Source organism: Enterobacter sp. CPE_E863 (assembly GCF_046521465.1).
Lineage (GTDB): Bacteria > Pseudomonadota > Gammaproteobacteria > Enterobacterales > Enterobacteriaceae > Enterobacter > Enterobacter adelaidei.
Genome location: NZ_JBKFZX010000001.1, coordinates 747450 through 770167 on the forward strand (window position 1 = coordinate 747450; position 22718 = coordinate 770167).

General features: G+C 53.3%; 20 protein-coding genes. 10 read left to right on the forward strand and 10 right to left on the reverse strand.

The window, feature by feature from the left end; translation table 11 throughout:
- Positions 1-49 precede the first annotated feature (49 nt).
- The 5 genes from ftsZ to mutT all read left to right on the forward strand — a co-directional run bounded on the left by ftsZ (position 50) and on the right by mutT (position 6217).
- The gene (ftsZ, locus tag ACLHV8_RS03515) at positions 50-1201 is read left to right on the forward strand and encodes a cell division protein FtsZ (RefSeq protein WP_008501978.1); all 1152 of its coding nucleotides are present in this window, start codon (positions 50-52) and stop codon (positions 1199-1201) included.
- A gap of 101 nt (positions 1202-1302) precedes the next feature.
- Positions 1303-2220 (forward strand): UDP-3-O-acyl-N-acetylglucosamine deacetylase, encoded by a 918-nt coding sequence (gene lpxC, locus ACLHV8_RS03520; RefSeq protein ID WP_028016687.1) that lies wholly within the window; start codon positions 1303-1305, stop codon positions 2218-2220.
- A 279-nt stretch (positions 2221-2499) separates the two neighbouring features.
- Positions 2500-3003, forward strand: a complete 504-nt coding sequence (secM, locus tag ACLHV8_RS03525; RefSeq protein ID WP_208593971.1) for a secA translation cis-regulator SecM — start codon at positions 2500-2502, stop codon at positions 3001-3003.
- Positions 3004-3061: 58 nt separating this feature from the next.
- Positions 3062-5767 carry a preprotein translocase subunit SecA gene (gene secA, locus ACLHV8_RS03530; protein WP_208593970.1) on the forward strand — a complete coding sequence of 902 codons (2706 nt, stop codon included), beginning with the start codon at positions 3062-3064 and terminating at the stop codon, positions 5765-5767.
- A 57-nt stretch (positions 5768-5824) separates the two neighbouring features.
- Positions 5825-6217 carry an 8-oxo-dGTP diphosphatase MutT gene (gene mutT / locus ACLHV8_RS03535; RefSeq protein ID WP_028016690.1) on the forward strand — a complete coding sequence of 131 codons (393 nt, stop codon included), beginning with the start codon at positions 5825-5827 and terminating at the stop codon, positions 6215-6217.
- Between the two features lie 34 nt (positions 6218-6251).
- Here the strand turns inward: mutT and yacG are convergent, their stop codons facing one another.
- Genes yacG through coaE form a run of 3 tightly spaced genes read right to left on the reverse strand, consistent with a single transcriptional unit; the run spans position 6252 to position 7819 of the window.
- Positions 6252-6446, reverse strand: coding sequence for a DNA gyrase inhibitor YacG (yacG, locus tag ACLHV8_RS03540; RefSeq protein WP_028016691.1), 195 nt, complete (start codon positions 6444-6446; stop codon positions 6252-6254).
- 9 nt (positions 6447-6455) lie between these two features.
- The gene (gene zapD, locus ACLHV8_RS03545; RefSeq protein ID WP_028016692.1) at positions 6456-7199 is read right to left on the reverse strand and encodes a cell division protein ZapD; all 744 of its coding nucleotides are present in this window, start codon (positions 7197-7199) and stop codon (positions 6456-6458) included.
- Entirely contained in the window at positions 7199-7819 is a 621-nt protein-coding gene (gene coaE / locus ACLHV8_RS03550; RefSeq protein ID WP_028016693.1) for a dephospho-CoA kinase, read from the reverse strand. Before coaE ends, zapD begins: the two co-directional genes overlap by 1 nt.
- 228 nt (positions 7820-8047) lie before the next feature.
- Between coaE and ACLHV8_RS03555 the strand changes: the two genes are divergently transcribed.
- Positions 8048-9091, forward strand: a complete 1044-nt coding sequence (locus ACLHV8_RS03555) for a GMP reductase (protein WP_049005275.1) — start codon at positions 8048-8050, stop codon at positions 9089-9091.
- Positions 9092-9124: 33 nt separating this feature from the next.
- Here the strand turns inward: ACLHV8_RS03555 and hofC are convergent, their stop codons facing one another.
- From hofC to nadC, 4 genes are all read right to left on the reverse strand, one after another.
- A complete protein-coding gene (gene hofC, locus ACLHV8_RS03560; protein ID WP_208593969.1) occupies positions 9125-10309 on the reverse strand; it encodes a protein transport protein HofC in 1185 nt (394 codons plus the stop codon).
- Positions 10299-11681, reverse strand: coding sequence for a type II secretion system protein GspE (gene gspE / locus ACLHV8_RS03565; RefSeq protein WP_208593968.1), 1383 nt, complete (start codon positions 11679-11681; stop codon positions 10299-10301). The genes hofC and gspE overlap by 11 nt, the downstream gene beginning before the upstream one ends.
- 10 nt (positions 11682-11691) lie before the next feature.
- The gene (gene ppdD, locus ACLHV8_RS03570) at positions 11692-12129 is read right to left on the reverse strand and encodes a prepilin peptidase-dependent pilin (protein ID WP_028016697.1); all 438 of its coding nucleotides are present in this window, start codon (positions 12127-12129) and stop codon (positions 11692-11694) included.
- 174 nt (positions 12130-12303) lie between these two features.
- A complete protein-coding gene (gene nadC / locus ACLHV8_RS03575; RefSeq protein WP_208593967.1) occupies positions 12304-13197 on the reverse strand; it encodes a carboxylating nicotinate-nucleotide diphosphorylase in 894 nt (297 codons plus the stop codon).
- 87 nt (positions 13198-13284) lie between these two features.
- Here nadC and ampD point away from each other — a divergent pair, with 87 nt between their 5' ends.
- Entirely contained in the window at positions 13285-13836 is a 552-nt protein-coding gene (gene ampD / locus ACLHV8_RS03580) for a 1,6-anhydro-N-acetylmuramyl-L-alanine amidase AmpD (protein WP_208593966.1), read from the forward strand.
- A gap of 9 nt (positions 13837-13845) precedes the next feature.
- Positions 13846-14700 (forward strand): beta-lactamase regulator AmpE, encoded by an 855-nt coding sequence (gene ampE / locus ACLHV8_RS03585; protein ID WP_208593965.1) that lies wholly within the window; start codon positions 13846-13848, stop codon positions 14698-14700.
- 18 nt (positions 14701-14718) lie between these two features.
- Here the strand turns inward: ampE and ACLHV8_RS03590 are convergent, their stop codons facing one another.
- From ACLHV8_RS03590 to aroP, 3 genes are all read right to left on the reverse strand, one after another.
- Complete coding sequence (locus ACLHV8_RS03590) at positions 14719-15669, reverse strand: family 43 glycosylhydrolase (protein WP_208593964.1); 951 nt, start codon at positions 15667-15669, stop codon at positions 14719-14721.
- Between the two features lie 10 nt (positions 15670-15679).
- The gene (locus ACLHV8_RS03595; protein WP_208593963.1) at positions 15680-17077 is read right to left on the reverse strand and encodes an MFS transporter; all 1398 of its coding nucleotides are present in this window, start codon (positions 17075-17077) and stop codon (positions 15680-15682) included.
- Positions 17078-17244: 167 nt separating this feature from the next.
- Positions 17245-18615 (reverse strand): aromatic amino acid transporter AroP, encoded by a 1371-nt coding sequence (aroP, locus tag ACLHV8_RS03600; protein WP_028016703.1) that lies wholly within the window; start codon positions 18613-18615, stop codon positions 17245-17247.
- Positions 18616-19152: 537 nt separating this feature from the next.
- Between aroP and pdhR the strand changes: the two genes are divergently transcribed.
- The gene (gene pdhR / locus ACLHV8_RS03605) at positions 19153-19917 is read left to right on the forward strand and encodes a pyruvate dehydrogenase complex transcriptional repressor PdhR (RefSeq protein WP_008501960.1); all 765 of its coding nucleotides are present in this window, start codon (positions 19153-19155) and stop codon (positions 19915-19917) included.
- A 123-nt stretch (positions 19918-20040) separates the two neighbouring features.
- On the forward strand, positions 20041-22704 hold the full coding sequence (gene aceE, locus ACLHV8_RS03610; RefSeq protein ID WP_028016704.1) for a pyruvate dehydrogenase (acetyl-transferring), homodimeric type: 2664 nt from the start codon (positions 20041-20043) through the stop codon (positions 22702-22704).
- Positions 22705-22718: the final 14 nt, after the last annotated feature.

Consider the following 22718-nt stretch of genomic DNA (forward strand, 5'->3'; position numbering starts at 1 on the left):
CGGAGAGAATTAGCGGTCTCGGGCGACAGGCACAACGGAGAGAGAAATTATGTTTGAACCTATGGAACTGACCAACGACGCGGTGATTAAAGTCATCGGCGTCGGTGGCGGCGGCGGTAACGCCGTAGAGCATATGGTGCGCGAGCGCATTGAAGGCGTTGAATTCTTTGCGGTTAACACCGATGCGCAGGCACTGCGTAAAACGGCTGTTGGCCAGACTATCCAGATCGGCGGTGGTATCACCAAAGGGCTGGGCGCTGGGGCTAACCCGGAAGTCGGTCGCAATGCGGCTGAAGAAGATCGTGAAGCCCTGCGTGCTGCACTGGAAGGTGCGGACATGGTCTTCATCGCAGCAGGCATGGGCGGCGGTACCGGTACTGGTGCTGCACCTGTTGTGGCTGAAGTTGCGAAAGATTTAGGTATCCTGACCGTTGCTGTTGTGACCAAGCCTTTCAACTTTGAAGGCAAGAAGCGCATGGCCTTTGCGGAGCAGGGTATCACCGAGCTGTCCAAACATGTGGACTCTCTGATCACCATCCCGAACGACAAGCTGTTGAAAGTTCTGGGCCGCGGTATCTCCCTGCTGGACGCCTTTGGCGCAGCAAACGACGTGCTGAAAGGCGCGGTTCAGGGTATCGCCGAACTGATCACCCGTCCTGGCCTGATGAACGTTGACTTTGCAGACGTTCGCACCGTGATGTCCGAAATGGGCTACGCGATGATGGGCTCTGGCGTGGCGAGCGGTGAAGACCGTGCAGAAGAAGCGGCTGAAATGGCTATCTCTTCTCCACTGCTGGAAGATATCGACTTGTCTGGTGCGCGCGGCGTGCTGGTCAACATTACCGCTGGCTTTGACCTGCGTCTGGATGAGTTCGAAACCGTGGGTAACACCATTCGTGCGTTCGCCTCTGACAATGCGACTGTGGTAATCGGTACTTCCCTTGATCCGGAAATGAACGACGAACTCCGCGTGACTGTGGTTGCCACCGGTATCGGTATGGACAAGCGTCCTGAAATCACGCTGGTGACTAACAAACAGACTCAGCAACCGGTAATGGACCGTTACCAGCAGCACGGTATGTCTCCTTTGACTCAGGAGCAGAAACCGGCCGCGAAAGTGGTTAATGACCCAACACCGCAAACCGCGAAAGAGCCAGATTATCTGGATATCCCGGCGTTCCTGCGTAAGCAAGCTGACTAAGAATTGGCTGGAATTTGGGGATTTGCGCTCTTTGTGCTAAACTGGCCCACCGTTAGTGATATACACTCTCGGTCGGATAGTTAATTTGGCGAGATTATACGATGATCAAACAAAGGACACTTAAACGTATCGTTCAGGCGACTGGCGTCGGTTTACATACCGGCAAAAAAGTCACACTGACGTTACGCCCTGCGCCGGCCAATACCGGGGTCATCTATCGTCGCACCGACTTGAATCCACCGGTAGATTTTCCGGCCGATGCCAAATCTGTGCGTGATACTATGCTCTGTACTTGTCTGGTGAACGAGCATGACGTGCGGATTTCTACCGTAGAGCACCTGAACGCCGCCCTGGCGGGTCTGGGTATCGACAACATTATTGTTGAAGTTGATGCGCCAGAAATCCCGATTATGGATGGCAGTGCTGCTCCGTTCGTTTATCTGTTGCTGGATGCCGGCATCGAAGAACTGAACTGCGCGAAGAAATTTGTTCGCATCAAAGAGACCGTTCGTGTCGAAGATGGCGACAAGTGGGCTGAATTCAAACCGTACAATGGTTTCTCGTTGGACTTTACCATCGACTTTAACCATCCGGCGATTGATTCCAGCACCCAACGCTATGCGATGAACTTCTCTGCTGATGCATTCATGCGCCAGATCAGCCGTGCCCGTACATTTGGCTTCATGCGTGATATCGAATATCTGCAGTCCCGCGGCCTGTGCCTGGGCGGCAGCTTCGATTGTGCCATCGTTGTTGACGATTATCGCGTACTGAACGAAGACGGCCTGCGTTTCGAAGATGAATTCGTTCGTCACAAAATGCTGGACGCTATTGGCGACCTGTTCATGTGTGGTCACAACATCATTGGTGCATTTACCGCGTTCAAATCCGGTCATGCGCTGAACAACAAACTGTTGCAGGCCGTCCTGGCAAAACAGGAAGCCTGGGAATATGTGACCTTCGAAGACGAAGCAGAGCTGCCTCTGGCGTTCAAAGCACCAAGCACGGTTCTGGCGTAACGGTACAAGCCGTTTCGTAAAAAATCGACTGGTTAACCTGGTACTCTCTCCGACCAGGGGAACCAGTCATTTTTATTTATACCTATCTTCATTTTTGCCCTCAGTCCCTCAATCCGTTGCCATACGTTGAAAATCTGTGCGTTAGCTGCATTCTTGACCGTTTTTCCCCGCAGTAGCATGTCATTCCTGCTGCTGTGTATTGGCTTTAGTGGTAATATCTGGGCGCTTAAAAGAATAACTGACTTCAGCTTGTAAAGGCTGACTTATGTGGTGGAGCAAGTGAGCGGAATACTGACGCGCTGGCGACAATTTGGCAGACGTTACTTCTGGCCGCATCTCTTATTAGGGATGGTCGCGGCGAGTCTCGGCTTGCCTGCGCTCAGTAACAGTGCTGAAGCAGCGACACCGCCGAAAACCTCCACAACCAAACACGATCTCAATACGCGGGTTAACTTTACGAACCTCGCGTGGCTTGAAGCCAGTCGCCGCCCGAATTTCTCAGTAGATTACTGGCACCAGCACGCCATTCGCACGGTTATCCGCCATTTGTCATTTGCGATGGCACCGCAGGCAATGCCTGTTGCTGAAACGGCGCGGCCGGAGCAGGCTCAGCATCTTGCCCTGCTCGATACGCTCAATGCGCTGCTCACTCAGGATAGCCAGCCACCGGTCATGGTGCGTCAGACGGCGCGATTCGCGTTCGTTTCTCCTGCCTCATTCTCCGTTTCAACATGGATTAGCCAGGTTCACGGTATTCGCGCCGGGCCGCAACGCCTCAGCTAAATTAACTTTTTCAATACCTTAATTTATCTGCCCACGATGGGGCGTTTGAGAATTTATTATGCTAATCAAATTATTAACCAAAGTTTTCGGTAGTCGTAACGATCGTACCCTGCGCCGTATGCGCAAAGCCGTCGCAGTCATCAACGGTATGGAACCGGCGATGGAGAAGCTCTCTGATGACGAGCTGAAAGCCAAAACGGCAGAATTCCGTGCGCGTCTGGAAAAAGGTGAAACCTTAGAAAGCCTGATCCCGGAAGCTTTTGCCGTGGTCCGTGAAGCGAGCAAGCGTGTGTTCGGCATGCGCCACTTCGATGTTCAGCTGCTGGGGGGTATGGTGCTCAACGAACGCTGCATCGCGGAAATGCGTACCGGTGAAGGTAAAACCCTGACCGCAACGCTGCCGGCATACCTGAACGCGCTGACCGGTAAAGGCGTTCACGTCGTCACCGTCAACGACTATCTGGCACAGCGTGACGCCGAAAACAACCGTCCACTGTTCGAATTCCTCGGTATGACTGTCGGCATCAACATGTCTGGTCTGCCTGCGCCAGCCAAGCGTGACGCGTATAACGCGGATATTACCTACGGTACGAACAACGAATACGGTTTCGACTACCTGCGTGACAACATGGCGTTCAGCCCGGAAGAGCGCGTACAGCGTAAGCTGCACTATGCGCTGGTGGATGAGGTGGACTCCATCCTGATCGATGAAGCGCGTACTCCGCTGATTATCTCCGGCCCGGCTGAAGACAGCTCTGAGATGTACCGTAAAGTCGACAAAATCATTCCACACCTGCTGCGTCAGGAGAAAGAAGACTCCGATACCTTCCAGGGTGAAGGCCACTTCTCCGTTGATGAAAAAGCGCGCCAGGTGAACCTGACCGAGCGTGGTCTGGTGAAAATTGAAGAACTGCTGGTCGCTGAAGGCATCATGGAAGAGGGAGAGTCTCTGTACTCTCCGAGCAACATCATGCTGATGCACCACGTGACCGCAGCCCTGCGTGCCCATGCCCTGTTTACCCGCGACGTCGACTACATCGTAAAAGACGGCGAAGTGATCATCGTCGATGAACACACCGGCCGTACCATGCAGGGGCGTCGCTGGTCTGATGGCCTGCACCAGGCTGTGGAAGCCAAAGAAGGTGTGGATATTCAGAATGAAAACCAGACGCTGGCGTCTATCACCTTCCAGAACTACTTCCGTCTGTACGAGAAGCTGGCGGGCATGACCGGTACTGCCGATACCGAAGCGTTTGAATTCAGCTCCATCTATAAGCTGGATACCGTGGTGGTGCCAACCAACCGTCCAATGATCCGTAAGGATATGCCGGACCTGGTGTACATGACCGAAGCGGAAAAAATTCAGGCGATCATCGAAGATATTCGCGATCGTACTGCGAATGGTCAGCCGGTTCTGGTAGGGACCATCTCCATCGAGAAATCCGAAGTGGTTTCTCACGAGCTGACTAAAGCGGGTATCAAACACAACGTTCTGAACGCTAAATTCCACGCTAAAGAAGCAGATATCGTTGCGCAGGCGGGTTATCCGGCTGCGGTGACCATTGCCACCAACATGGCGGGCCGTGGTACCGATATTATGCTTGGCGGTAGCTGGCAGGCTGAAGTGGCTGAACTGGAAAACCCAACGCCAGAACAGATTGCGCAGATCAAAGCCGACTGGCAGGTTCGTCATGACGCGGTTCTGGCATCCGGTGGTTTGCACATTATCGGTACCGAGCGTCACGAATCTCGTCGTATTGATAACCAGCTGCGTGGTCGTGCGGGTCGTCAGGGTGATGCCGGTTCTTCCCGCTTCTACCTGTCTATGGAAGATGCGCTGATGCGTATTTTCGCCTCTGACCGTGTATCCGGCATGATGCGTAAGCTGGGCATGAAACCAGGCGAAGCCATCGAGCACCCGTGGGTCACTAAAGCGATTGCAAACGCGCAGCGTAAAGTGGAAAGCCGCAACTTTGATATTCGTAAGCAGCTGCTGGAATATGATGATGTGGCTAACGATCAGCGTCGTGCGATCTACACCCAGCGTAACGAACTGCTGGACGTGTCTGACGTGAGCGAAACCATTAACAGCATTCGCGAAGACGTATTCAAAGCGACTATCGACGCGCATATTCCACCGCAGTCTCTGGAAGAGATGTGGGATATCGAAGGTCTCCAGGAACGTCTGAAAAACGACTTTGACCTCGATCTGCCAATCAAAGAGTGGCTGGACAAAGAGCCTGAGCTGCATGAAGAGACGCTGCGCGAACGTATTTACGAAACTGCGCTGGATGTCTACAAGCGTAAGGAAGAGGTTGTTGGCGCCGAGATGATGCGTCACTTCGAAAAAGGTGTAATGCTGCAGACCCTGGACTCACTGTGGAAAGAGCACCTGGCGGCGATGGACTACCTGCGTCAGGGTATCCACCTGCGTGGCTATGCACAGAAAGATCCGAAGCAGGAATATAAGCGTGAATCCTTCTCGATGTTTGCGTCGATGCTGGAGTCGCTGAAATATGAAGTGATCAGCACCCTGAGCAAGGTTCAGGTGCGTATGCCGGAAGAAGTGGAAGCGATGGAGCAGCAGCGTCGCGAAGAAGCTGAGCGTCTGGCGCAGATGCAACAGCTGAGCCACCAGACTGATGACAGTGAAGCCGCAGCGGCGATCGCAGCGCAGACGGGCGATCGTAAAGTGGGCCGTAACGATCCGTGCCCATGTGGTTCCGGTAAAAAATACAAGGCGTGCCACGGCCGTCTGAACTAAGTTCATGAAAAAGCAAAAAGGCGCAGACATCTGCGCCTTTTTTATGGAAGTGACACTATGAAAATACTGCAAATTGCCGTCGGGATTATTCGCAACCCGCAAAACCAAATCTTCATTACCCAGCGCGCGGCTGACGCCCATATGGCGAACAAATGGGAGTTTCCGGGGGGGAAAATCGAATCAGGTGAAACGCCGGAAGAGGCGCTGGTTCGCGAACTGCAGGAAGAGGTGGGGATTACTCCACTTGGCGCAACGCTGTTTGATAAGCTCGAATACCAGTTTCCGGACAGGCACATCACGCTATGGTTCTGGCTGGTAGAAAGCTGGGAAGGTGAACCCTGGGGGAAAGAGGGACAACCGGGTAATTGGGTTGAACTTCAGGTAAGTGATGCCGAAAAATTCCCACCGGCTAATGAGCCTGTGATTCGCCGATTAGTGGCAAACAGGTAGGCCTGCTAAGCGAAGCGCCAGCAGGCTTTATACGTTACTGCTGGTTCTCGCTCCAGTCATCGCTATCCGTGAGATCGCCTTCACTCGGAATGCGTTTCTCCTCCGCTGCCCATTCTCCCAGATCAATCAACTGACAGCGTTTACAGCAGAATGGGCGGAATGGGCTCATTTCGCCCCAGACAACGGTTTTGCCACAGGTCGGGCAGTTTACGGTGGTTACGTCAGACATCGGTACTCCTCAACAACAGGCCAGTTCAAAATCGAGACGTTCTGGCACGGTGCCATTTTCACTGTCCAGCGGCATAAAGCGAATGGCGAAACGACTTTTATGTCCGGAAATTTGTGGGTAAAGCTGTTCGCCAAGCGATAAGTTCAGGCGTAGAAGATCGGCATCATCACCGTTATCCTGGTAGAAACCGTTCAGGCTGGTTTGCTTACGGAATGGGGCTGAGTTACGGATCAGATCGAGGATAAGCGACAGCGTCTGGTGCATCGGCTCCAGACTCGCCAGCCAGCTATTCACCTGTGCATCACGTTGAGCTTGCGGCATATGCAGCCACATATGAAGCGTCGGGAGATCGAAACTACAGCAACCGCCAGGGATACTCAGACGCTGGCGGACCAGGCCAATCAGGCGGTCTTCACGCAAAAATTGTCCAACGCGTGGCGCGGCCATCAGAAGGGTGCTGCTGGCTTTCAACTGCTGGCGGAGATCGTCGATACGGCTTTGGTCGACACCGGGGACCTCAGTCCAGGCCTGCAATTTACGTTGCTGGCGCTCCAGCTCTTTGAGCAATTCTGTGCGGACATCTCCGCGTTCAATCACATCCAGTAGATCGCCCACGTTACGGAAGAAGTGTAACGCCGTGGCATGATCGTTGACAGGGAGATGCTGTGAAAGCTGTTGAATGAGAAATTCGATACGTAACCAGGTACGCATTTTTTCGTTGAGCGGATGCTCAAAAAGGATGTGAGTCGACATTATGGTTTTTCCTGTGCAACGGTCTGCGCGGCAAACGTCAGATACTGCGCGTGCAGACGGGCAACATCCGATGCAATGGCATCTGGTGCGCCGTTATTATCAATAACATCATCCGCCACGGCAAGGCGCTGATCGCGCGTGGCCTGAGCGGCAAGAATTTGTTCAGCATGTTCACGCGAGACGCGGTCGCGCATCATGGTGCGCTGGATTTGCGTTTCGGGAGAGACATCAATCACCAGCACCCGGTCGGCTTTTTTCTGCAACTGATTTTCCACCAGTAACGGAACTACCCACAATACATAGGGTGAGCTGGCTGCGGCAATCTGACGCTGGGTTTCCTGGTGGATAATGGGGTGGAGCAAGGCATTAAGCCAGACTTTTTCCGCAGAATCAGAAAAAATGCATTCGCGAAGCTGACGGCGATTCAGAGTGCCATCGGCATTGATGATTGCCTGACCAAAATGTTCTGCGATGGCCTTTAGCGCGGGTGTATTAGGCTCTACCACCTGGCGGGCAATGATATCGGCATCAATAATCGTGATACCCAGACGAGAGAAAGCGTCCGCAACGGTACTTTTGCCACTACCGATGCCGCCGGTTAATGCAACGATATACCCCATTAAATCAAATCCTGGGAATTATTCATTATTAAAATCAGTTGATTAAAACTCTTAGGTGCCCCAGCAACTGTTTAGCCCCGTTTACCGGCTTTTTACCAGGTAAATTTATAGGATTGTAGCGTAAAAAAAGAGAATTTCGCAGTCTTGCGGAGCAGGTATTAGTGCGTATGATAACGTCACTGGAGTTGTGCTTTTAACATATTTGCCTCTAACCCCAGGAATCCGCACATGCGTATTGAAGAAGATCTGAAGTTAGGTTTCAAAGACGTTCTTATCCGCCCTAAACGCTCTACACTGAAAAGTCGCTCAGACGTTGAACTTGAACGTCAATTCACCTTTAAACATTCCGGTCAGACCTGGTCTGGTGTGCCAATCATTGCTGCCAACATGGACACTGTGGGCACATTTGAAATGGCAACGGCGCTGGCAAAATTTGATGTCCTCACCGCTGTGCATAAGCACTACTCTCCTGAAGAGTGGAATGCATTTGTTGCGTCAGCTTCAGACGATGTGGTTAAGCATGTCATGGTTTCTACCGGTACATCCGATGCGGATTTTGAGAAGACCAAACAGATCCTGAATGCGAATCCAGCACTAAACTTCGTCTGTATTGATGTGGCGAACGGCTATTCCGAGCACTTCGTGCAGTTTGTCAGCAAGGCTCGCGAAGCCTGGCCGACCAAAACCATCATCGCGGGTAACGTGGTGACCGGCGAAATGTGTGAAGAGCTGATCCTTTCCGGTGCCGACATTGTGAAAGTAGGCATTGGCCCGGGTTCCGTATGCACCACGCGCGTTAAAACCGGTGTCGGTTATCCGCAGCTTTCCGCCGTGATTGAGTGCGCTGATGCTGCGCATGGTCTGGGCGGCCAAATCATCAGCGACGGCGGTTGCACCATGCCGGGTGATGTTGCGAAGGCCTTTGGCGGCGGCGCAGACTTCGTGATGCTCGGCGGTATGCTGGCAGGCCACGAAGAGAGTGGTGGCACAGTGGTTGAAGAGAATGGCGAGAAATTTATGCTGTTCTACGGGATGAGCTCTGAATCTGCGATGACCCGTCACGTCGGTGGCGTAGCAAAATACCGCGCGGCTGAAGGCAAAACCGTGAAGCTGCCACTGCGTGGCCCGGTCGAAAACACTGCGCGCGATATCCTTGGCGGCTTACGCTCAGCCTGCACCTATGTTGGGGCATCCCGTCTGAAAGAGCTGACGAAACGTACTACGTTTATCCGCGTTCAGGAGCAGGAAAACCGCGTGTTCAACAGTCTGTAATAGCTTCAGCTGGCGCATGCCCGTGCGCCAGCATTATCCTGCACTCATCGCATCCCCCAGATGGAAAATAGGCAGGTACATTGCCACCACCAGTGTACCGATGATGACTCCCGTCACAATCAGAAGCAAAGGCTCCAGAAGTGCCGCCAGGTTATCTGCCTGCTGGAAGGTTTGCTCCGTGTGATGGTGGGCAAGGTTCTTCAGCATGACGTCCAACGCACCTGACATTTCACCGGTTCGTAAAAGCTGAATACACAGCGGGGTAAAGATTGCCGTCTTCTGGAAGGATGACCATATGGGGAGACCTTTTTCAATGTCCTCCCGAACGCAGCGGAGTATCCCCCGCCAGTAACAACTTTCAACGGTTTCCTCCGCGCTCTCCAGCCCCTGTAAAAAGGGAATACCCGCCTGTTGTGTAAGCGACAGCACGGTAAAGATCTGTCCCAGTTTTTGGCCTTTTGCCAGTGCGCCCATGACGGGAGTATGCAGCAAGATGCATTGCCAGCGAGGGTCATTTCGCAGAATCCAGGCGGCAGCCACAGGTACAAGCAGTCCCGAGAACAGTGCGAGGAAATATGACTGCATAAAGGCGGCCATCCCCATGACAATCTGTGTCAGTTTCGGAAGCGGGGTATTAAACGTCCTGTAGATAGCGGCAAATTCAGGTAAGACCAGAGTGACCATCGCCAGCACGACGATTACAGCCAGCATCAGGATTATCACCGGATAGCGCAGTGCCTTTTTCACTTTTGCACTGAGCTGCTGCTGAGACTTTTGTTGCTGTGCTAGCCGGCGGCAGCACTCCTCCAGTTTTCCTGTTAGTTCACCGGTTTTCACCATCGAGACATGCAATGGGCTAAAGACCGCAGGCCATCGCTTTAGTGCCTCAGAAAAAGGGCATCCTTCACCAAGTTCATCGGCAATGCTTTGCAGGAGTGCCTGCCAGGGCTTTAATGGATGCTGGTCCGCCAGCATTTGCAGACTATGGGACAATGTCAGCCCAGCCTGCATAAGAGTCGCGAGCTGGCGAAACATCTCGTAGCAGTGATGTGGCCGCCAGCGGTATTTCTGTGAGCATCGGGTCACTGACAGCGGATGCAACTCGTTACGCATCAGTCTGGTGAAAGCCGCATTACGGTCTGTCGCCCAGAGTGTTCCACTCCGGGGCTCTCCTTCAATGGAAAGCGCTCGCCAGCGCCAGAGTTGATTAGCAACCATCGGGCATTCCCAGAACGCGCAGCAACTCTTCGAGCGTGGTCAGCCCCTGTTCAACCGCGATACAGCCGTGTTCGAACAGGGAAAGCATTCCTGCCTGTCGGGCACTTGCTTCTATCACTTCGGTTCCTGCGCCGCTGGCAATGGCCTGCCGCAGGAAACTATCGATCGCAAGAACTTCAAAAATGGCCACGCGGCCATAGAAACCGTGATAGCAACGATCGCAACCTGTGGGTTGCCAGCGTGGAAGCGGTCTGCACCAGACTGAGCGAGGTAATTCAGCGTTTTCGCTGGCTTCCCGGCGACAATGTGGGCACAGACGACGAACCAGGCGTTGAGCTATCACCATCGAGAGTGCGGAAGATATCATCCAGCGCGCCACGCCCATCTGCTCCAGGCGAGTCAGGGCTTCTGTTGTTGAGTTAGTGTGCAGCGTCGATAACACCAGATGCCCGGTCTGGGCGGCATTAATGGCAATCTCAGCCGTTTCACCATCACGAATTTCGCCGACCATAATGATGTCAGGATCCTGACGTAGCAGCGCTCTCAGCACGCTCTGAAATGTTAAGCCCGCGCGGGGATTAATCTGCGTCTGGTTTAATCCCGCAAGGGGGATCTCAATGGGATCCTCCACGCTACAGATGTTAACATCCGGCGTGTTGCGCGCTTGCAACGCACTGTAAAGCGTCACCGTTTTGCCGCTGCCTGTGGGACCCGTGACCAGAATCAGCCCCTGTGGCTGATGAAGAGCGTCGTTAAAGCAGGTCAGTTGTTCAGTACTCATACCAAGTGCTTTCGGCTCAAGAGCCTGCTGAACCTGATGCAACAGGCGCAGCACAATTTTCTCGCCACCGCTGCAGGGAAGCGTGGCGATTCGAAATGAGATCGGCTCATTTGCCAGCTCAATCGTAAACTGACCGTCCTGCGGTAAACGGCGCTCGGCAATATCCAGGTTACTTAACACTTTTAAACGCGCGCTGAACTGGGTTGCCAGTGCTGCAGAAAGCGGAGGTTGCGGGCACAGTACGCCGTCAATACGTAAGCGGATCTGACATGCGTGCTCCATCGGTTCAATATGAATGTCTGATGCGCGTTGGTTTATCGCCTGTTGCAGCGTGTGGTTGAGGATATCTACTGCTGAATGTGAAGGAGAAACGACAGGCAGATGTGATTGTGACGTTAACTGCCGGTGTTTTTCCATACGCTCAGTGCTCCAGCATTCGATATCAATCCGTTTTTGGGTCGCGAAACGCAGGGCTTCCATTAACTCACTGCCAGGGTTTCCCACGACGGCGATGCTAATCATGTCACTATCACTGGTTAGCAGCAGAGCGTGATGGCGCAGACAGAGTGCCACGAGTTGATCCGTATTCATTCTCTGCTCCTCAGTTAGTGTCGAAGCGGAAAACATCTTCACAAGCTTGTTTAAGCGTACTGTCAGCACTGATGTTGCAGTCACGCATCCAGCCCGTCATGCCGTTGCCGTCGTTCCACTGTGGCGTCATGACCACCTCCAGCCCGTTGAGACTCTCTTGTCCCGTTAAGATCACAATCCCTTTCGCCACGCTCATTCCTGAGACGTAACGCGTTGTGGTAGGGGAAGGGATACCGTTACTGCCCGCGTCACAACGTTCCAACCCACCATGATCCAGTGCGCAAAGCTCAATGGCGGTGCGGTAGGGAACGAAGGTTTGCAGCATATCGGTCAGCGCGGCTTTTCGCAGGTAATTCTGGTATGCGGGTACGCCGATGGCGCTCAGAATGGCAATAATGCCAATGACCACCATCAGCTCAATGAGTGTAAATCCCTGTTGTCTGTCCATGTCTGCTCCTTATGTTGAATGGCGCTACTCTGGCAGCGCAAAAGGGCAGGTACGAGGCACAAAAAAGGGAACGGGGAGGGGGCTTCAGAGAATTCATTTGATGTTGCAGGGAAGGACAACGGATTTGCGAGCGGAGCTGAAATTCCCCTCTCCAGGCGGAGAGGGGAGAAGACACTATTTAAAGCGCATCGAGAGGTCGAGAGCACGCACGTGTTTGGTCAGCGCCCCGACGGAGATGTAATCAACACCGGTCTCGGCGAATTCACGGATAGTATCGAACGTCACGTTGCCGGATACCTCAAGCTGAGCCTGGCCGTTAGTCAGTTTTACTGCTTCACGCATCTGCTCGGTTTCGAAGTTATCGAGCATGATGATATCGGCCCCGGCCTTAATTGCCTGCTCCAGCTCGTCCAGGTTTTCCACTTCCACTTCGACAGGGACATCCGGATGCAGCCAGAAGGCTTTTTCAACCGCCTGACGCACCGAACCCGAGGCAATAATATGGTTCTCTTTAATCAGGAACGCGTCTGACAACCCCAGCCGATGGTTTGCGCCGCCGCCACAGAGCACCGCGTATTTCAGCGCCGTACGCAGGCCCGGCAGTGTTTTGCGGGTATCCAGTAACTGCGTACGGGTGCCGACAAGCAGGTCAACGTAGCGGCGTACTTCACTTGCCACCCCGGATAAGGTCTGGACGAAGTTAAGCGCGGTTCGTTCACCGGTGAGCAAAACGCGTGAAGGACCATTCAGCTCAAACAGCGGCTGGTTTGCCGTAATCGCATCGCCGTCTTCAACATGCCAGGTGATCTGCACATCATCCCCCGCCAGTTGGGTAAAGACCTCTTCAACCCAGCGCTTGCCGCAAAAAACGCCATCTTCACGAGTGATAATGACCGCGTGCGAACGTGCTTCTTTTGGCAATAATTGGGCAGTAATATCCTTTTCGGCATTGATGTCACCGCCCAGATCTTCTTTCAAAGCATGGGCAACGCTTGCCGGAATATCCATATTAATACGTTCCAGAAGCGCTTCACGTCGGTGGTCGGGGTTGTAGCGGCGAGGCGGCATGATAAAACTCCAAATTGGTAACGAATCATAATATTGAAACATGCTACTCTGAACCGAGTAACAGCACCATACATAAGGAGTTCCAGCATGTTGTTAGAAAACGGATGGCTGGTGGATGCGCGGCATGTGCCCTCGCCGCACCACGACTGCCGCCCGGAGGATGAAAAGCCCACACTGCTGGTTGTTCATAATATTAGTCTCCCGCCGGGTGAGTTTGGCGGTCCGTGGATCGATGCATTATTCACAGGAACGATAGATCCCGATGCCCATCCTTTCTTTGCTGAGATTGCACATCTGCGCGTGTCGGCTCATTGTCTGATTCGTCGCGATGGTGAAGTCGTTCAGTATGTTCCCTTTGATAAACGCGCCTGGCATGCCGGGGTGTCGATGTACCAGGGGCGCGAACGATGCAACGATTTTTCTATAGGAATCGAGCTGGAAGGCACTGATACCGTGCCTTATACCGATTCACAGTATCAACAGCTCGTGACTGTAACCAAAACGCTTATTGGACTCTACCCGGCCATCGCCGAAAATATCACGGGACACAGTGATATCGCTCCGGCGAGAAAAACCGATCCCGGCCCGGCCTTTGACTGGTCCCGGTTTCGCGCCATGCTTACTGCGCCGTCAGAATAAGGAGATAACATGACGTTGTTTACCATGCTGCTGGTCATCATCGCCGAACGCCTGTTCAAACTCGGCGAGCACTGGCATCTGGATCACCGGCTGGAGGTGCTTTTCCGCCGGATTAAGCACTTTTCCATGCTGCGCACGCTGCTGATGCTGGCAGGTGTGATGGTGATTACGTTTCTGCTGCTGCGCTCGCTGCACGGACTCTTTTTCAACGTGCCGCTACTTGTTGTGTGGATCCTGCTGGGTGTGTTGTGCATTGGTGCGGGGAAGGTACGTTTGCATTATCACGCTTATCTTAAAGCGGCATCTCGTGATGATGCCCATGCACGTAGTGCGATGGCGAGCGAACTGACCCTGATCCATGGGGTACCACCGGATTGCGATGAACGTGATTTTTTACGTGAGCTGCAAAACGCACTGCTGTGGATTAACTTCCGCTACTACCTGGCACCGCTGTTCTGGTTTGTGGTGGGGGGCCCGTGGGGACCGGTATTGCTGATGGGGTATGCTTTTCTTCGGGCGTGGCAAACCTGGCTTGCCCGCTATCTGACGCCGCATGAACGCTTGCAGTCCGGGATTGATGCCATCCTGCACGTGCTTGACTGGCTCCCGGTGCGGTTCGTGGGGGTGGTATATGCGTTGATTGGTCACGGTGAAAAAGCGTTGCCTGCGTGGTTCGCTTCTCTTGCCGATCGCCATACGTCGCAGTACCAGGTGTTAACGCGTCTGGCTCAGTTCTCTCTGGCGCGCGAGCCGCATACCGATAAGATTGAAACGCCAAAAGCTGCAGTGTCGATGGCGAAGAAAACGTCATTTGTGGTGGTGGTGGTCGTGGCGCTGCTGACCATTTACGGCACGCTGGTGTAAGCCAGCGCGCCGCAAAGACTAAAGCGTATCCGCGGGCGGGATGCCGAAATCAGGCATCCCGTTTTCTTCCCAGCGGACAAGCTTAAGGCGGGTATGACGGTTCGGATCGTAAAGCGGATCGCCTTCAATTTCGGTGTAGTTACGTGCGTGATACACCAGCACATCTTCCCCATCCGGCGTCTGCGTAAAGCTGTTGTGCCCTGGGCCATACTGGCGATTTTCATCGCTGGTGGTGAATACCGGGCGAGGAGATTTCTGCCAGTTCGCCGGGTTTTGCGGATCGGCGATCATATCGATCCACAATAGACCCATGCAGTAGTTCTCATCGGTCGCGCTGGCGGAATAGCTGATGAAGAGTTTGTCGCCGTGAAACAGTACTGCCGGGCCTTCGTTAACCCAAAATCCACGGCACTCCCAGTCATACTCCGGCTTGCTGAGCATCACCGGCTCGCCTTTTAGCGTCCACGGATTTTCCATTTCACACAGATAGAGGTTGGAGTTACCGGAGATATCCGGGGCTTTTTGCGCCCACAGATACCAGCGTTTCCCCTGGTGCATAAAAGTGGTGGCATCCAGCGCAAAGGTGTCAAATGGCGTGATGACCTGACCTTTCTCCTCCCACGTGCCCGCGAGCGGATCGCGGTCAGTACATTCCAGCACAAACATGCGGTGCTGGAACATGCCGAGCCTGTCGAGCGCCTGAGTGTGTGCCGCTGCAAAGTAGATGTACCACTTACCGTCAATATGATGCAGCTCCGGCGCCCATATTAACTCGCTCATAGGGCCGGTGTCGGGTTTACGCCACACCACCACTTCGTCGGCGCTGCGCAGCCCTTCCAGCGAATCTGCGCGGCGGATCGCCAGCCTGTCATACTGCGGCACGGAGGCAATAAAATAGTATTGCCCCGCGTGGTACAAAATGTACGGATCGGCGCGTTGCTCAATAAACGGGTTTGGCCAGGTTTGCATTAGGCTTTCCTTATTTTGTCTCAGCGGCTTTGAGTTCCGGATAATCGTTCAGCTCGCGATAGTTGTTACGACGCTTTTGCAGATCGGACTGGATCTGCTTCATGGTTTCACGGTCCACTTTCAGCAGACGCACCACTCCCGCGGTAATCAGATATCCAACGCCCGGAATCACCGTGAACAGCAGCACAATACCGTTGATGGCGTCCGCGCTCTGCGCTTTCGCACCGGCATCGTAACCGTACCAGGAGAGCAGGAAGCCCACCATTGCACCGGCAACCGCCAGCCCCAGCTTGAGGAAGAAGATGTTGCCGGAGAAACTGATACCCGTGATGCGTTTTCCGGTCTTCCACTCGCCATAGTCATCGACATCAGCCATCAGCGACCAGTGCAGCGGCGACGGGATTTGATGCAGGATATTCAGCAGGAAGTAGAGCACGACGATGGTGACGGTGGCTTTCGGGTCGAAGAAATAGAATGCACAGGAGAAAATTGCCAGCGCGATGTTGGTCCAGAAGAACACCTTCAGCTTACACCAGCGGTCAGTTAATACTTTCGCCAGCATACTGCCGAGCATCATGCCGACCACCCCGAGGCTGATAAACAGGGTGGCGAAGTGGGTGCTCTGGCCCATAACCCAGGTGACGTAATACATGGTCGCCGCCATGCGGATAAAACCCGGACAGACGTTGCACAGGGTTAACAGCAGAATGCGCACCCATTGATCGTTCTTCCACACGTCTTTCAGGTCGTTTTTCAATTCGTCATGCGTCTGTACCGCCGGGCGTACACGCTCGCGGACGGTGGCGAAGCAGAACAGGAACATACAGGTACCAATCAGCGCCAGTACGGTCATCGCCATCTGGTAACCTTTGGCTTTGTTATCCCCACCAAACCAGTCGGCCATCGGCAGCAAGGTGAGTGACAGCAGCAGCGTCGCAATACCGACCATCACGAAGCGATAAGACTGACAGGCGACGCGCTCTTTAGGGTCGTTAGTAATCACGCCACCCAGCGAGCAGTACGGAATGTTGATGGCGGTGTAGGTCAGCGACAGCAGGAAGTAGGTGGCAAAGGCATAGATAACTTTGCTGTTATAGCTCCACTCTGGCGTGGTGAACATCAGGATACTGAACAGTGCATAGGGGACGGCGATCCACAGCAGCCATGGACGAAACCGCCCATATTTACTGCGGGTACGGTCAGCGATAGCACCCATAATAGGATCTGTTACGGCATCAATGACACGAACAGACAACAGCAATACGCCGACCAGTGCAGGTGCCAGACCAAAAATATCCGTATAGAAATAGTTAACAAACAACATGATGGCGCCGAAGATGATGTTGCATCCCGCGTCTCCCATCCCATAGCCGATCTTTTCTTTTACTGACAGTTTGCTGTTATCCATTAACTGCTCTCCAGATTGCGGTATGGAGAGAATTATTTGCTGGCAAAGGAATTTATGCGTTGCAGTATCGCGTCGGTGATATGGATAAAATTGCTGTTGGCGGGAATTTGTGAGGAAGGTAACAACACTCTGCACACCGGAAAAGGCGTGCAGAGTGGAAGGGCAGATTAGTGTGCTTTCACCGCGTTGCCGTTTTTCTGTTTAACCAGATAACCCACGCCGAGGATCGCTATCCAGACCGGGATCAGGTACACGGAAATCGCCATTCCCGGGGTGATCAGCATGATGACCAGCACTGCGGCCATGAACAGCAGACACACCCAGTTACCCAGCGGATAAAGCAGAGCCGGGAAACGCGTAGTCACACCTTGCTGCTGTTTGGCGCGGCGGAACTTGATGTGCGCCAGGCTGATCATCGCCCAGTTGATAACCAGAGCCGAAACCACCAGTGCCATCAGCAGTCCGAAGGCGGATTCCGGGGCCAGATAGTTAATCAGTACACACAGCGCCGTCACAATGGCCGATACGATAATGGTGTTTACCGGCACACCACGTTTGTCGACGTTGAGCAGGGCTTTCGGGGCGTTACCTTGCTGAGCCAGACCAAACAGCATACGGCTGTTGCAGTATACGCAGCTGTTGTAAACGGACAGCGCTGCAGTCAGCACCACGATGTTCAGGGCGTTTGCCACGAAGGTATCGCCCAGCTCGTGGAAGATCAGCACAAACGGGCTGGTATCCGCGGTCACGCGCGTCCATGGCAGCAGAGAGAGCAGTACGGCCAGTGAACCCACATAGAAGATCAGAATACGGTAGATAACCTGGTTAGTGGCTTTCGGGATGCTCTGCTCCGGGTTGTCGGCTTCAGCGGCGGTAATACCCACCAGCTCCAGCCCCCCGAAGGAGAACATGATGATTGCCATCATCATTACCAGGCCGCTCATGCCGTGTGGCAGGAATCCGCCCTGTTCCCACAGGTTACGTACGGTCGCCTGCGGGCCACCGTTACCGCTGAACAGCAGCCAGCCACCGAAGATGATCATGGCCACAACGGCGATAACTTTGATGATGGCGAACCAGAACTCCATCTCGCCGAACACTTTGACGTTGGTCAGGTTGATGGCGTTAATGATGACGAAGAAGGCCGCAGCAGAGGCCCAGGTTGGGATCTCCGGGTACCAGAACTGAATGTACTTACCGACAGCGGTAAGTTCAGCCATGGCAACGAGTACGTACAGCACCCAGTAATTCCAGCCAGAGGCGAAGCCCGCGAAGCTCCCCCAGTACTTATAGGCAAAGTGACTGAAAGAACCGGCAACGGGTTCTTCAACGACCATTTCACCTAACTGACGCATGATCAGAAAAGCAATAAAACCTGCGATAGCGTAACCCAAAATAATGCCAGGGCCGGCAGACTGGATAACGGATGCGCTTCCCAGAAACAGGCCGGTACCGATAGCACCACCCAATGCGATGAGCTGAATGTGGCGGTTTTTCAGGCCGCGCTTTAGCTGATCGCCGTGCTGTTGAGCTTCCATTTGAAACCTCGTGTGTGGTTGTTATGTTCACGCTGGGCGTGTGTAATTATGAATGTCCGTTTTCTGTATTTATTTCTTTACGGTTAATGATACCGAAAAAATCGTAGATGACTTCCGTAATCGCCAGAATAGTGGTAAGTGCCTGCGAATGCACCTGCTTTATGACGTACGGATGACGAGTTGAATAAAAAGAAAGCATTTGTAAATCGCTCCGCTCACCCTTCGTATCCCAACCTATAGAATAGAAATGCGCCATAAGTGGGCGAAATTTCATTATTTGCTTTGTTGAATCGCTTCAGATTGCAAAAACCCTCGTTTCATTATGGTTAAAACGCCCTCTTTAGTAGTAATCAACTCATTTGTGCAAAGTTACATTTCTGAAACGTTATTTCTGTAAGGTTGTTAAAATGTGCAGCGTTTACTGATTTCAATCAAAACCAATATGGACAGAAGGTGAATACTTTGTTACTTTAGCGATACGAAATAGAAATTGGTAAGACCAATTGACTCCGGGCAAAAAGGCGTAAGACAGGGAATATGGCCTACAGCAAAATTCGCCAACCAAAACTATCTGATGTGATTGAGCAGCAGCTGGAGTTTTTAATCCTCGAAGGGACTCTGCGCCCGGGTGAGAAACTTCCGCCAGAACGCGAGCTGGCAAAACAGTTCGACGTTTCGCGTCCCTCTCTGCGTGAGGCGATTCAACGTCTCGAAGCAAAGGGCTTGCTGCTTCGTCGCCAGGGCGGCGGAACCTTTGTGCAAAACAGCCTGTGGCAGAGCTTCAGCGATCCGCTGGTAGAACTTCTCTCTGACCACCCAGAATCCCAGTTTGACCTGCTTGAGACCCGTCACGCGCTTGAAGGTATTGCGGCCTATTACGCCGCTCTTCGCAGCACTGATGAAGATCGCGTGCGTATCCGCGAACTGCATCAGGCCATTGAACGGGCACAGCAGTCCGGCGATTTAGACGCCGAGTCCAGCGCCGTCGTCCAGTATCAAATTGCCGTCACCGAAGCGGCCCACAATGTGGTGCTCCTCCATCTGCTACGCTGCATGGAGCCCATGCTGGCCCAGAACGTTCGTCAGAATTTTGAATTGTTGTATGCCCGTCGGGACATGCTCCCACTGGTAAGCAACCATCGCACCCGAGTATTCGAGGCGATAATGGCCGGGGAACCGGAGCAGGCGCGCGAAGCGTCGCACCGACATCTGGCTTTCATTGAGGAAATCTTGCTGGACCGCAGCCGTGAACAATCGCGTCGCGAACGTTCATTACGCCGCATACAGCAACGAAAGGATTAAGCGCCAGGTACTTTTAGAGCGCGGCAACTAAACGCAGAACCTGTCTTATTGTGTTCTTGCCCAAGAGCACAATGGGACAGGTTCCAGACAAATCAACGTATTAGATAGATAAGGAATACCCCCATGTCAGAACGTCTCCAAAATGACGTGGATCCGATCGAAACTCGCGACTGGCTACAGGCGATCGAATCGGTCATCCGTGAAGAAGGTGTTGAGCGCGCTCAGTATCTGATTGATCAGCTGCTTTCTGAAGCCCGCAAAGGCGGTGTGAAGGTTGCTTCAGGTGCAGGGGCTAGCAACTACGTAAACACGATTGCCGTCGAAGACGAACCGGAATACCCGGGCAATCTGGATCTGGAACGTCGTATCCGTTCTGCAATCCGCTGGAACGCCATCATGACCGTTCTGCGCGCATCTAAGAAAGACCTGGAACTGGGTGGCCACATGGCGTCCTTCCAGTCTTCTGCAACCGTTTACGAAGTGTGCTTCAACCACTTCTTCCGTGCAGCGAACGAGAAAGACGGCGGCGATCTGGTGTACTTCCAGGGCCACATCTCTCCGGGCATCTATGCACGTGCATTCCTGGAAGGTCGTCTGACTGAAGAGCAGATGAACAACTTCCGTCAGGAAGTTCACGGTAAAGGTCTGTCTTCTTATCCGCACCCTAAACTGATGCCAACCTTCTGGCAGTTCCCGACCGTTTCTATGGGTCTGGGCCCAATCGGTGCGATCTACCAGGCTAAATTCCTGAAATATCTGGAACACCGTGGTCTGAAAGACACCTCTGAGCAGACCGTATACGCCTTCCTGGGCGACGGTGAAATGGATGAGCCAGAATCTAAAGGTGCGATCACCATCGCGACCCGTGAGAAGCTGGACAACCTGTGCTTCATCATCAACTGTAACCTGCAGCGTCTGGATGGTCCGGTCACCGGTAACGGTAAGATCATCAACGAACTGGAAGGCATCTTCGCCGGTGCTGGCTGGAACGTGATTAAAGTCATGTGGGGCGGTCGTTGGGATGAGCTGCTGCGTAAAGACACCAGCGGTAAACTGATCCAGCTGATGAACGAAACCGTTGACGGTGACTACCAGACCTTCAAATCCAAAGACGGTGCCTACGTTCGTGAGCACTTCTTCGGTAAATATCCTGAAACCGCAGCCCTGGTTGCAGACTGGACTGACGAGCAGATCTGGGCCCTGAACCGTGGTGGTCACGATCCGAAGAAAGTCTACGCTGCACTGAAAAAAGCGCAGGAAACCAAAGGTAAAGCGACTGTAATCCTGGCCCACACCATCAAAGGTTACGGCATGGGTGATACCGCAGAAGGTAAAAACATCGCTCACCAGGTTAAGAAAATGAACATGGACGGCGTGCGTTATATCCGCGACCGTTTCAACGTTCCAGTGACTGATGAGCAGGTAGAAAACCTGTCTTACATCACCTTCCCGGAAGGCTCTGAAGAGCACAAGTACCTGCACGAACGTCGTCAGGCGCTGAAAGGCTACCTGCCAGCTCGTCAGCCTAACTTCACCGAGAAACTGGAACTGCCAGCGCTGGAAGACTTCTCTCAGCTGCTGGAAGAGCAGAACAAAGAAATCTCTACCACCATCGCTTTCGTTCGTGCCCTGAACGTGATGCTGAAGAACAAATCGATCAAAGATCGTCTGGTTCCAATCATCGCCGACGAAGCGCGTACTTTCGGTATGGAAGGTCTGTTCCGTCAGATCGGTATCTACAGCCCGAACGGCCAGCAGTACACCCCGCAGGACCGTGAGCAGGTTGCATACTACAAAGAAGACGAGAAAGGTCAGATCCTGCAGGAAGGTATCAACGAACTGGGTGCTGGCGCATCCTGGCTGGCTGCTGCGACCTCTTACAGCACCAACAACCTGCCAATGATCCCGTTCTACATCTACTACTCCATGTTCGGGTTCCAGCGTATCGGTGACCTGTGCTGGCAGGCTGGCGACCAACAGGCTCGCGGCTTCCTGGTAGGCGGTACTTCCGGTCGTACGACCCTGAACGGTGAAGGTCTGCAGCACGAAGATGGTCACAGCCACATTCAGTCTCTGACTATCCCTAACTGTATCTCTTACGACCCGTCTTACGCGTACGAAGTGGCAGTCATCATGCATGACGGTCTGCAGCGCATGTACGGTGAAGCACAAGAGAACGTTTACTACTACATCACCACCCTGAACGAAAACTACCACATGCCGGCAATGCCAGCAGGTGCCGAGGAAGGTATCCGTAAAGGTATCTATAAACTCGAAACCCTCGAAGGTAGCAAAGGTAAAGTTCAGCTGCTGGGCTCCGGTTCTATCCTGCGTCACGTACGTGAAGCAGCACAGATCCTGGCGAAAGACTACGGTGTCGGTTCCGATGTGTACTCTGTGACCTCCTTCACTGAACTGGCGCGTGATGGCCAGGATTGTGAGCGCTGGAACATGCTGCACCCAATGGAAACCCCACGCGTTCCGTACATCGCTCAGGTGATGAACGATGCACCAGCGGTGGCGTCTACTGACTATATGAAACTGTTCGCTGAGCAGGTTCGTACTTACGTACCTGCTGATGATTATCGCGTACTGGGTACTGACGGCTTCGGTCGTTCTGACAGCCGCGAAAACCTGCGTCACCACTTCGAAGTTGATGCTTCTTACGTGGTTGTAGCAGCACTGGGCGAACTGGCTAAACGTGGCGAAATCGATAAGAAAGTGGTTGCGGAAGCAATTACCAAATTCAACATCGATGCAGAAAAAGTTAACCCGCGTCTGGCGTAAGAGGTAAAAGAATA